This window comes from Amycolatopsis roodepoortensis (assembly GCF_024628825.1).
GTDB lineage: Bacteria > Actinomycetota > Actinomycetes > Mycobacteriales > Pseudonocardiaceae > Amycolatopsis > Amycolatopsis roodepoortensis.
This window is the reverse complement of the sequence record NZ_CP102415.1, coordinates 2,345,688-2,357,189: the sequence shown is the minus strand read 5'-3', so window position 1 is coordinate 2,357,189 and position 11,502 is coordinate 2,345,688. Positions and strand designations below refer to the sequence as shown.

General features: G+C 71.5%; 9 protein-coding genes. 8 read left to right on the top strand and 1 reads right to left on the bottom strand.

All coding sequences use genetic code 11. The features are described from left to right. The first annotated feature begins 220 nt into the window (after positions 1-220). The 8 genes from NQK81_RS10875 to NQK81_RS10840 all read left to right on the top strand — a co-directional run bounded on the left by NQK81_RS10875 (position 221) and on the right by NQK81_RS10840 (position 10,650). Positions 221-1,726, top strand: coding sequence for a UDP-N-acetylmuramoyl-L-alanyl-D-glutamate--2,6-diaminopimelate ligase (locus NQK81_RS10875; protein ID WP_257489736.1), 1,506 nt, complete (start codon positions 221-223; stop codon positions 1,724-1,726). Next, the gene (locus tag NQK81_RS10870; RefSeq protein WP_257488073.1) at positions 1,723-3,255 is read left to right on the top strand and encodes a UDP-N-acetylmuramoyl-tripeptide--D-alanyl-D-alanine ligase; all 1,533 of its coding nucleotides are present in this window, start codon (positions 1,723-1,725) and stop codon (positions 3,253-3,255) included. The genes NQK81_RS10875 and NQK81_RS10870 overlap by 4 nt, the downstream gene beginning before the upstream one ends. Then, positions 3,252-4,337 (top strand): phospho-N-acetylmuramoyl-pentapeptide-transferase, encoded by a 1,086-nt coding sequence (gene mraY, locus NQK81_RS10865; RefSeq protein ID WP_016332673.1) that lies wholly within the window; start codon positions 3,252-3,254, stop codon positions 4,335-4,337. The genes NQK81_RS10870 and mraY overlap by 4 nt, the downstream gene beginning before the upstream one ends. Before the next feature lie 3 nt (positions 4,338-4,340). Next, the gene (gene murD / locus NQK81_RS10860) at positions 4,341-5,744 is read left to right on the top strand and encodes a UDP-N-acetylmuramoyl-L-alanine--D-glutamate ligase (RefSeq protein ID WP_257488072.1); all 1,404 of its coding nucleotides are present in this window, start codon (positions 4,341-4,343) and stop codon (positions 5,742-5,744) included. Then, positions 5,731-7,209 carry a putative lipid II flippase FtsW gene (gene ftsW, locus NQK81_RS10855; protein WP_126734967.1) on the top strand — a complete coding sequence of 493 codons (1,479 nt, stop codon included), beginning with the start codon at positions 5,731-5,733 and terminating at the stop codon, positions 7,207-7,209. Before murD ends, ftsW begins: the two co-directional genes overlap by 14 nt. Continuing rightward, positions 7,206-8,333: an undecaprenyldiphospho-muramoylpentapeptide beta-N-acetylglucosaminyltransferase gene (murG, locus tag NQK81_RS10850; protein WP_126734966.1), complete on the top strand. Its 1,128-nt coding sequence runs from the start codon at positions 7,206-7,208 to the stop codon at positions 8,331-8,333. The genes ftsW and murG overlap by 4 nt, the downstream gene beginning before the upstream one ends. Positions 8,334-8,419: 86 nt before the next feature. After that, positions 8,420-9,829: a UDP-N-acetylmuramate--L-alanine ligase gene (gene murC, locus NQK81_RS10845; protein WP_257488071.1), complete on the top strand. Its 1,410-nt coding sequence runs from the start codon at positions 8,420-8,422 to the stop codon at positions 9,827-9,829. Positions 9,830-9,831: 2 nt separating this feature from the next. Continuing rightward, positions 9,832-10,650: a cell division protein FtsQ/DivIB gene (locus NQK81_RS10840; protein ID WP_257488070.1), complete on the top strand. Its 819-nt coding sequence runs from the start codon at positions 9,832-9,834 to the stop codon at positions 10,648-10,650. A gap of 29 nt (positions 10,651-10,679) precedes the next feature. On the opposite strand, the gene NQK81_RS10835 is transcribed toward NQK81_RS10840, so the two are convergent. Continuing rightward, complete coding sequence (locus tag NQK81_RS10835; protein ID WP_126734963.1) at positions 10,680-11,429, bottom strand: TetR/AcrR family transcriptional regulator; 750 nt, start codon at positions 11,427-11,429, stop codon at positions 10,680-10,682. Between the last annotated feature and the right edge of the window lie 73 nt (positions 11,430-11,502).

Below are 11,502 nucleotides of genomic sequence, written 5' to 3'. Positions count from 1 at the left end.
CGAAACCCAATACCACGAGCATGATCGCCGCGCTCACACCCCGCACCGCTTCAGTCACCCGAATGCCGCGCCGGTAACCTCCTTTGCTGTGTCGGTGCCTACTTCAGATCCCCGCAGCGGTCCCGCCGTCGAAAGCGGGTCCGGCGCGTCGGCTGCCCAGGTCCCGGACAGCCCGGTCAAGGCCGTCGCCGCACCCCCTCGCCCGGCCAGGATCGAGCCGATGCCGCTGGGCACGCTGCTCGCCAGGGCGGGCGCGCGGCTCGTGGTGGGCGGCGACGACTACCCGGCCGCGGCCGAGCTGACGGTCACGGGCAGCACGCTGCGCGCGCAGCACGTCCTCCCCGGTGACCTCTTCGCCGCGCTTCCCGGCGCCCGCGCCCACGGCGCGGACTTCAGCGATCAGGCCATCGCGGCCGGCGCGGCCGCCGTGCTCACCGACGAGGCCGGCGCCGAGCGCCCCGTGCTCCGCGACGCCGGCGTGCCGATCCTGGTGCACCCGGACCCGCGGGCCGCCCTCGGCGAGATCGCCGCCTGGATCTACGGCGAGCCGTCGCTGGAGCTGTCCGTCCTCGGCATCACCGGGACGTCGGGCAAGACCACGACGTCGTACCTGGTCGACGCCGGGCTCAAGGCGGCCGGGCTCACCACCGGGCTCATCGGCACGGTCGAGACCCGGATCGCGGGGGAGCGGCTGGTCAGCGGGTTCACCACCCCCGAGGCGCCGGATCTGCAGGCGCTCCTCGCGGTGATGGTGGAGCGCGGCGTCACGCACGTGCCGATGGAGGTCTCCAGCCACGCGCTGTCGCTGGGCCGGGTCAACGGAACGCGCTTCGCGGTCGGCGCCTTCACCAACCTCTCCCAAGACCACCTGGACTTCCACAAGGACATGGAGGAGTACTTCGCCGCCAAGTCGCTGCTGTTCGACGGCCGGTCCACCGCCGAGGTGGTCGTCGTCGACAGCGCCTGGGGCCAGGCACTCCTCACCCCGCACACGGTCACCGTGTCCACCGAGCCGGGCACGGACGCGCTGTGGCGCGCCACCGAGCTGACCCCCACCCCGGCGGGGGAACAGACCTTCACCCTCCACGGTCCCGAAGGCCTCACCGCCGCGGCCAAGATCCCGCTGCCGGGCGAGTTCAACGTGGCGAACGCCGTGCTCGCGGCCGCGATCCTGAACACCGCCGGTGTCCCGCTCGACGCCATCGTCGCCGGGCTCGCCGCGGTCGAGGTGCCGGGCCGGATGGAGCGGGTCTACCTCGGCCAGCCGTTCACCGCCGTCGTCGACTACGCGCACAAGCCCGCCGCCGTCGCGCAGGGGCTCGACGCGCTGCGTGCCCGGACCGAGGGCCGGATCATCACCGTCCTCGGCTGCGGCGGGGACCGCGACACCGCCAAACGCCCGGTGATGGGCGAGGCGGCGGTCCGGCGCAGCGAGGTCCTGATCGTGACCGACGACAACCCGCGTTCGGAGGACCCGGCCGCGATCCGGGCGGCGATGCTGGCCGGTGCCCGCAACGCCGGGCCGGCCCTCGGCGGCGAGATCGTCGAGATCGCCGACCGCCGGGAAGCCATCATCCACGCGGTCGAGCTGGCCCGGCCCGGCGACATCGTGTTCATCGCGGGCAAGGGTCACGAGACCGGCCAGGAGGTCCAGGGTGTCGTGCACCCGTTCTCCGACCGGGAAGAGCTGGCCTCCGCCATCCGCAGACGTCTGGAGTCAGAGTGATCGTGCTCAGCCTGGCCGAGATCGCCGCCATCGTCGGCGGCAGGCTGCATCGGACCGACGGGACCGCCGAGGTCACCGGAAGCGTCGAATTCGACACCCGTGAGGTCACTCCCGGCGGTCTGTTCATCGCGTTGCCCGGGGCGAAGGTCGACGGTCACGACTTCGCCGCGCGGGCCGTCGAGGCGGGCGCCGTCGCGGTGCTCGCCGCCCGCGAGGTCGACGCCCCGGCCGTGATCGTTCCGCCGCTGGAGGCGGGCGAGGGGCACGAGCGGGCCTTCGCCCTGGTCTCGGACAAGGACGGGGCGGGTGCCGCGGTGCTGGCCGCGCTCGCCAAGATCGCCCGGCACGTGATCCAGAAGCTCGCGGGCGACCACCTGACCGTCGTCGGGGTCACCGGTTCGGCGGGCAAGACCTCCACCAAGGACATCATCGCCCAGTTGCTGGAGCCGCTCGGCCCGACGGTGGCGCCGCCGGGATCGTTCAACAACGAACTCGGCCACCCCTGGACGGCGCTGCGGGCCGACGACACGACCCGGCAGCTCGTGCTGGAGCTCTCCGCCCGCGGACCCGGCCACATCGCCGAACTGGCGGCCATCGCGCCGCCGCGGATCGGGGTCGTGCTCAACGTCGGCACCGCCCACGTCGGCGAGTTCGGCTCCCGCGAGGGCATCGCCAAGGGCAAGGGCGAACTCGTCGAGGCGCTGCCGAGCGCGGAGGACGGCGGTGTCGCGGTCCTGAACCTCGACGACCCGTACGTCGCGGCCATGGCGAGCCGGACGAAGGCCCGCGTGGTGTTCGTCGGCGAGAGCGAGTCCGCGCAGGTCCGCGCGGCCGACATCACCCTCGACGGCGAAGCGCGCGCGTCGTTCCGGCTGGTCACCCCGAGCGGCGAAGCGCCGGTCAAGCTGCCGCTCTACGGCGAGCACCACGTCGCGAACGCGCTCAGCGCGGCCGCCGTGGCGCTGGAGATGGGCTCGACGGTCGAGGAGGTCGCGGCCCGCCTGTCGAGCCTCGAACGGCGCTCCGAACGCCGCATGGAGGTCACCACCCGCGCCGACGGCGTCACGGTCCTCAACGACTCCTTCAACGCCAGCCCAGAGTCGATGCGCGCCGCCCTCAAGGCGCTCGCGTCGATGAGCGCGAACCGCCGCTCCTGGGCCGTCCTCGGCGTGATGGGCGACCTCGGCGAGAACTCGGTCGAGGCCCACGACGGCATCGGCAGGCTCGTCGTCCGGCTCAACATCGACAAGCTCGTCGTCATCGGCCAGGCGGCCGCGGCGACCCATCAGGGCGCGCAGCAGGAGGGTTCCTGGGGCGAGGAGTCGGTACTGGTACCCGACGTCGAGGCCGCCATCGCCCTGCTGCATGATCAGCTCCGCGCGGGAGACGTGGTGCTGGTGAAGGCGTCCAAGGCCGCCGCCCTGTGGCGAGTCGCCGACGCCGTGCTCGCCGCTCCCGTGACCGACGCTGAATCCCCTGTAGTAGCCCCTTCCCCCTCTCAAGAACGCTCGAACGGTGGTGACGCGTGATCAGCATCCTGATCGCGGCCGCGGCGGGCCTGCTGGTCTCCATCCTCCTCACTCCTTATCTGATCCGGGTGTTCTCCCGGCAGGGCTTCGGCCAGGAGATCCGGGAGGAAGGACCGCAGGGACACAAATCCAAACGCGGTACCCCGACGATGGGTGGTGTCGCGATCATCGTCGCGATGGTCGTCGGGTATTTCGTGGCGCATCTGATCAGCGCGCTCAGCGGCGGCAACGGCACCGGCGGCCCGTCCGCCTCGGGGCTGCTGGTCCTCCTGCTGGCCGTCGGCCTCGGGCTCGTCGGCTTCCTCGACGACTTCATCAAGATCCGCAAGCAGCGCAACCTCGGCCTGAACAAGACCGCGAAGCTGGTCGGCCAGCTCGTGGTCACGATCGCCTTCGCGATCCTGGCGCTGCAGTTCGCCGACGAACGCGGGCTCACCCCGGCGTCGGAGAGCCTGTCCTACGTGCGGGACCTCGCGCTGATCACCTTCCCGTCGGTGTTCTTCGTGATCTTCTGCTACATCGTGATCTCCGGCTGGTCGAACGCGGTGAACTTCACCGACGGCCTCGACGGTCTCGCCGGCGGCACCGCGGCGATGGTGCTGGCGACCTACGTCGTCATCGCCTTCTGGCAGACCCGCCTCTCGTGCGCGGTCACCCCGCAGGCCGCCTGCTACGACGTCCGTGACCCGCTGGACCTGGCCGTGGTGGCCGCCGCGGCGACGGGAGCCTGTGTCGGCTTCCTGTGGTGGAACGCGGCACCGGCGAAGATCTTCATGGGGGACACCGGTTCGCTGGCCCTCGGTGGCCTCGTCGCCGGTCTGTCGATGACCACCCGCACCGAACTGCTCGCCATCGTCATCGGTGGTCTGTTCATGGTCGAGATGATCTCGGTGGTCGCGCAGATCGCGGTGTTCCGCACAACCCGGCGCCGGCTGTTCCGGATGGCGCCGTTCCATCACCACTTCGAGCTCGCGGGCTGGGCCGAAACCACCGTCATCATCCGGTTCTGGCTGCTTTCGGCCATCTGCTGCATGTTCGGTCTCGGCCTGTTCTACAGCGAGCAGCTCGGTCTCGGGGGTTAGCAAGTGGAACTGGCCGGGCGTCACGTCCTCGTCGCCGGAGCCGGGGTCACCGGCAAGTCCATCGTCCCCGTCCTGGCGGATCTGGGCGCGCGGATCACCGTTACCGACGGCAACGCCGAGCGGCTGGCGGAACTCGAAGGGCTCGGCGCCGACCTGGTGCCGGGCCTGACCGAGCCGCCCGAAGGTGTCGAGCTGGTCGTGACCAGCCCCGGCTGGAAGCCGACGTCGCCGTTGCTGGTGGCGGCGGCCGAGGCGGGGATCGAGGTGATCGGCGACGTCGAGCTGGCGTGGCGCGTCGGGCAGCTGCGCGACAAGCCGCCGGTGTGGCTCGCGATCACCGGCACCAACGGCAAGACCACCACGGTCGGGATGCTGGAGTCGATCCTGCGCACCGCCGGTGTCGACGCCGTGGCCTGCGGGAACGTCGGTTTCGCGGTGCTCGACGCGGTGCGGGCCGGGCACGAGGTGCTCGCCGTGGAGCTGTCGAGCTTCCAGCTGCACTGGTCGTCGACGCTGGCGCCGCTCGCCTCGGTGGTGCTGAACCTCGCCGAGGACCACCTCGACTGGCACGGCTCGATGGAGGAGTACGCGGCCGCGAAGGGGCGGGTCCACACCCACTCCCGGAACGTCGTGCACAACCTCCACGAGGAGTGGTCCGTCCGGCTCGCCGACGAGCACGCGCCCGCGGACGCCCGCCGTATCGCCTTCGGCATGGACACCCCGCGCCCCGGCGAACTCGGGATCGTGGAAGACCTGCTGGTCGACCGTGCTTTCGTGGCCGACCCGGCGACCAGCGCCGACGAACTCGGCACGCTGGCCGACGTGCGGCCCGCCGGCCCGCACAACGTCTCCAACGCGCTCGCCGCGGCCGCGCTGGCCCGCGCGTACGGCGTCACCGGCGAGGACGTCGCCAAGGGCCTGCGCGAGTACCGGCCCGCCCCGCACCGGGCCGAGGAGATCGGCGAGATCGACGGCGTCCGGTACATCAACGACTCCAAGGCGACCAACCCGCACGCGGCGAGCGGTTCGCTGCGCGCCCATCTGAACGTCGTCTGGATCGCCGGTGGCCAGCTCAAGGGCGCTTCCGTGGACGAACTCGTCGGTTCGATCGCCGGGCGGCTGCGCGGCGTCGTGCTGTTCGGCGTCGATTCACCCGTGATCGCCGCCGCTGTCGCGCGACACGCGCCGGATGTCCCGGTGAACAGCCTCCCTTCGGGTGACGATGACACCATGACTGCGGCGGTGAAGGCGGCCCGAGCCCTGGCGCGCCCTGGAGATGTGGTGCTGCTGGCCCCCGCCGCGGCGTCGTTGGACATGTACTCGAGCTATGGCGCACGCGGCGACGCGTTCGCGAGCGCGGTCCGTGTCCTGCGCGACGGTGCGGGGGAGACCAGTGACGGCGGTTGAGGAGAGAAAGCGCGACGCCCCGCCCCGCAAGCGCCGTGAGCGCAAGGAAAGCCCGTTCGTCGCCTTCCGTACCGCGCTGACGGCCTGGCTTTCGCGGCCGCTCGCCTCGTTCCACCTGGTCCTGGCGCTCACCGGCGTGCTGACCGTGATCGGCATCGTGATGGTGCTGTCCGCGTCTTCGGTCGCTTCGTACAACCCCAAGACCGGCACCGGCGTGTACGCCCAGTTCAGCAAGCACCTCATGTTCGTCGCGATCGGCGCGGTGGTGTTCTGGGTCGGGCTGCGGGTCCCGCTGGAACGCGTCCGGAGGCTGTCGGCGACGGCGACGGTGGTCTGCCTCGGGCTGCTCGTGCTGGTGCTGACCCCGCTCGGCTCCGAGGTCAACGGCTCGCAGGGCTGGTTCCGGCTCGGCGGATTCGCCTTCCAGCCGGTCGAGGCGGCCAAGGTCGCGCTGGCCTTCTGGGGCGCGCACATCCTGGTGATCAAGTACAACATCATCAACCAGTGGCGCCATCTGCTCGTCCCGGTCGTGCCGATCGCACTGCTGATGTTCGCGCTGGTCATGATGCAGCCCGACCTCGGCGGCACGATCACCCTCGCGGTGGTGCTGATGGCCCTGCTGTGGTTCGCGGGCGCGCCGAAACGGCTGTTCGGCGTCATCCTCGCCGGTGGCCTGGCCGGGGTCCTGGTGCTGGCGATCATCGCGCCGTACCGGCTCGCGCGGGTCATGTCGTTCGTCTCCGGCGACCCCGACACCAGCGCGGACGGCTTCCAGGCCAACCAGGCGAAACTCGCGCTCGCCGACGGCGGGATGTTCGGCAAGGGCCTCGGCCAGGGCCAGTCCAACTGGGGCTACCTGCCGAACGTGCAGAACGACTTCATCTTCGCCCTGATCGGCGAGGAACTCGGCTTCATCGGCTGCGTGGTGGTGCTCGGGCTGTTCGCCGGGGTCGCCGTCGTCGGCCTGCGGATCGCCACCCGCAACCTCGACCCGTGGATCCGTATCGTGTCCGGCACGCTGACCGTCTTCCTGGTCGCGCAGGCGGGGATCAACATCGGCTACGTGGTCGGCCTGCTGCCGGTCACCGGGGTCACGCTGCCGTTGATCTCCTACGGCGGGACGTCGCTGGTGATCACCATGCTCATCATGGGGATCCTCGCCAACGCCGCCCGGCACGAACCGGAGGCGGTGGCCGCACTGCGTTCGCAGGGGCCGGGTAAATTCGGACGCCTGCTGAGGCTTCCCGCGCCCGAGCCGTACCGCCCGCCCGCCAAGCGGAAGGGCACCGCGGCCAGGGGAGGCGCCGCCAAGGCGGCGAGGCCCGCGCCGAGGACGGCGAGGCCTTCGCCCGCACAGGAGCGGCGCCGTTCGGTACGGGAACCCGGCAGGAGGACGGCCGCGCGAACGGCGGCGAACCGCGGTACCGCGAAACGGGGTACCGCAAACCGGAGAGGTCATAGGTGAACAACCCCGTCAGAGGTGGCGCCGCAGGCGAGGTCGCCGGCAAGGCACCGGTGGTCGTGGTCGCCGGCGGTGGTACCGCAGGGCATATCGAACCGGCGCTCGCCCTCGCCGACGCGGTGATGCGCCTGCGTCCCGACGCGAAGGTGATCGCGCTCGGGACCGAGCGCGGGCTGGAGAACAAGCTCGTCCCGGCGCGCGGCTACCCGCTGGAGCTGATCCCGCCGGTGCCGATGCCCCGCAAGCCGACACCCGAACTGCTGAAGATGCCGCTGAAGGTCCGCGACGCGGTCAAGCGCACCCGTGAGGTCCTGGACCGGGTCGGCGCGGACGTCGTCGTCGGCTTCGGCGGGTACGTCGCGCTCCCGGCGTACCTCGCCGCGCGCGGCCGCACGCCGATCGTGGTGCACGAGGCCAACGAGAAGCCGGGCCTGGCGAACAAGGTCGGCGCGCGGTTCGCCGTCCGCGTCGCCGTCGCGGTCCCGGGGACGCCGCTGGCGAAGGCCGAGGTCATCGGCATTCCGCTGCGCCGCTCCATCACCTCGCTCGACAGGGCCGGGCTGCGCGCCGAAGCCCGTGAGCACTTCGGGCTCGACCCCGACGCCCCGACGCTGCTGGTCTTCGGCGGCTCGCAGGGCGCGGTGTCGATCAACAATGCCGTTTCGGGCGCCGCCAAGGAGTTCGCGGACGCCGGTGTCGGTGTCCTGCACGCCCACGGGCCGAAGAACACGCTGGTCGTCCAGGAGTTCCCCGGGAGGCCCGCGTACGTGCCGGTGCCGTACCTGGAGCGCATGGACCTGGCCTACGCCGCCGCCGACGCGGTGCTGTGCCGCTCCGGCGCGATGACCGTCGCCGAGGTGTCCGCCGTCGGCCTGCCCGCCGTGTTCGTCCCGCTGCCCTACGGCAACGGCGAACAGGCGGTCAACGCCCGGCCCGCGGTCGACGCCGGTGCCGGGCTGATGGTCGACGACGCCGACCTCACCCCCGCCAAGGTCGCGGAGCTGGTGATCCCGCTGGTTTCCGACGCCGACAGGGTCGCGAAGATGAGTGCGGCCGCGGTCGGCCTCGGCCACCGCGAGGCCGACGAGACCCTTGCCAAGATCGTGCTGGAGGCCGCAGGTGCCTGACAACGGATCGGGGGCGCGGCCGCGGCCGGACTGGGCTATCGCGCGGACCGACGAGACACTTGCCAAGATCGTGCTGGAGGCCGCAGGTGCCTGACCAACTCCCCGACACGCTGACGCGTGCCCATCTGATCGGGATCGGCGGCGCCGGGATGAGCGGTATCGCCCGGATCCTGCTGGCCCGCGGGGCCCAGGTGTCCGGATCCGACGCCAAGGAGTCGCGCGCGTTCCTTTCGCTGCGGGCCCAGGGCGCCGAGATCGCCGTCGGCCAGCGCGCCGAGAACCTCGACGCGTTCCCCGAAGGCCCGTCCTCGGTGATCGTGTCGACCGCGATCAAGGACGACAACCCGGAACTGGTGGCCGCGCGGGAACGCGGGATCACCGTGCTGCACCGCGCCGAGGCGCTGGCCGGGCTGATGGAGGGGCACCGCGTCGCCTGCATCGCAGGGACGCACGGCAAGACGTCGACGACGTCGATGCTGACCGTCGCGCTGCAGCAGTGCCGTCTCGACCCGTCGTTCGCCATCGGCGGCGACCTCAACGAGTCGGGCGCCAACGCGCACCACGGCGAAGGCGGGATCTTCGTCGCCGAGGCCGACGAGAGCGACGGGTCGTTCCTGGCGTACTCGCCGTCTGTCGCCGTGGTGACCAACGTCGAGCCGGACCACCTGGACCACCACGGCACGGCCGAGGCGTACGTCTCGGTGTTCGGCGATTTCCTAAGCCGGATCGTGCCGGGCGGGCTGCTGATCGTCTGCGGTGACGACGAGGGCGCCTCGGAGCTGGGCGCGCGGGCGTCCGAGCAGGGCATCCGTGTCCGCCGCTACGGGCGTTCCGTCACCGGCGCGGACGACGCCAAGATCCTGGACTTCGCGCCAGCCCCGGACGGCGGCGTCGTCCGGATCTCGTTGCGGGGCGAGGAAATCGTCCTGCGGGTCGCGGTGCCGGGCGAGCATATGGCGCTGAACGCGATCGCCGCGCTGCTGGCCGGGATCGAGCTCGGCGCGCCGGTCGAGGGGCTGGCCGAAGGGCTCGCCGCGTTCGGCGGCGTCCGGCGGCGGTTCGAGTTCAAGGGCCGCTCGGGCGACGTCCGCGTGTACGACGACTACGCGCACCACCCGACCGAGGTCGACGCGCAGCTGCGCGCGGTGCGGACCGCCGCGGGCCCGGGCCGGGTCATCGTGGTCTTCCAGCCGCATCTGTACTCGCGCACGAAGACGTTCTCGAAGGAGTTCGCGGCCGCGCTGTCGCTGGCCGACGAGGTCGTCGTGCTGGACGTCTTCGGGGCGCGCGAGAAGCCGGAGCCCGGCGTGAGCGGCGCGCTCATCGCCGACCAGATCTCCGGCGTCCCGGTGCACTACCAGCCCGCGTTCGACGTCGCGGCGAAGCTCGCGGCGGATCTGGTCAAACCCGGTGACCTGCTGGTGACCATGGGCGCCGGCGACGTCACGCAGCTCGGCCCGGAGATCCTGGCCGAACTGGACCGGCGGGCGGGGTAGCCATGCCGCAGACCGGGGAACGCCGCCGCCCGGCCGAACCCGGTCGGCGTCCGCGCACGGACCGCGCTGAGCGGACTCAGCGCTTGAAGGAACGGCGCGGCAGGCGGTCGGTGTACGACCGCCGCCGCACCGCCCGGCCGGCCAGGCACAAGGAGATGCGGCGCCGCTGGGTCGCGCTGCTGTCGGTGCTGACCGTCGTCGCCCTCGTGTACCTGCTGTGGTTCAGCTCGATGCTGGGCGTGCAGCAGGTCGATGTCGTCGGGGCCAGTTCGGTGCCCGCGGACCAGGTCCGCGCCGCGGCGGCGGTGCCGGACCAGAAGCCGATGCTGCGCCTGGACACCGACGACATCCGCGACCGGGTGGCGCAGATGCCCGGTATCGCGACCGTCGACGTCTCGCGGTCCTGGCCGAGCACCCTCGAGATCACGGTGACCGAACGGACCGCGATCGCGTTCTTCGACAGCGGGCCCGGCGGCGACGGCGTGCACCTCGTCGACGGCGGGGGAGTGGTGTTCAAGACCGTCAAGGAGCGGCCCGCCGGGCTGCCCGAGCTGAAGCTGCCGTCGGTGTCGGCCGACGACCCGGTGACCCGCGCGGTCACCGGCGTCCTCGGGGTGATCCCGCAGCAGCTGCTCAAGCAGGTCACCACCGCGACGGCGAAGACCCCCGGAAGTGTCGAGTTCGCGCTGGCCGACGGGAAGACCGTGCGGTGGGGGACCTCGGCCGACACCGAACGCAAGGCGAAGGTCCTGGCCGCGCTGCTCACCCGCGAGGGCAAGGTCTTCGACGTCTCGGCCCCCGATCTGCCGACCGTCTCCTGACGCGTTTCGTCCTCTGGATGCGGTAATGCTCAGCGGGTGACGAGGGCTTCGATGCCGTCCAGCAGGCGTTCCAGGCCGAACGCGAAGGTCTCGTCGGCGGCTTCGCAGGTGTCCGCGTCGTAGCCGCCGCTTTCCCAGATCCGCGTCATCGCCGGATGGCGTTCCACGTCGAAGTACTTTTCCCAGAACACCGACCGCTGCCCCCACCAGGCGTCGGTCGACTGCCCGGTCTCCTGTTCGACCTGCGCGGTCTCGGCGAACAGCGTCGCGTTGGCCTGCACGTAGATCTCGATGCTGTTCGCGGCCGCGGCCGCCTGGCGCGGCTCCAGCCCGATGTCCGACACCGCCGCGATCACGTACTCCTGGCCCGCCATCAGCCCGGGGCCGAGCACCGGCCGCACCATCGACGTCGAGCGCAGCCACGGATGCGCCCGGAAGACGGCCAGGGTTCGGTCGGCGTAGAGCCGCACCTGCTCGCGCCAGCCGTCCGGCCGCGGATCGCCGGGGCCGGGGAGGTTCCGTTCGGCGAGCACGGAGTCGACCATGAGGTCGAGCAGTTCCGTCTTGCCCGGGACGTAGGTGTAGAGCGTCATCGTGCCGGCGCCGAGCTTCTTGGCGATCTGGCTCATCGACACGGTCGCCTCGCCCGCGCTGTCGGCGAGCGCGACGGCGGTGGCGATCACCTGGTCGAGGGTCAGTTTCGGCTTCCGCCCCCTGGTCGGCTGCCGGGCTTCGCCGCGGTCACGCCACAACAGTTCGAGGCTGCGCTCGAAGTCCATCCACACTCCACTCGGCCGTGAAGCTGGATTCTACATTCTCGTATGCGGTACGGTTAAGATTATCCCGTAGGGC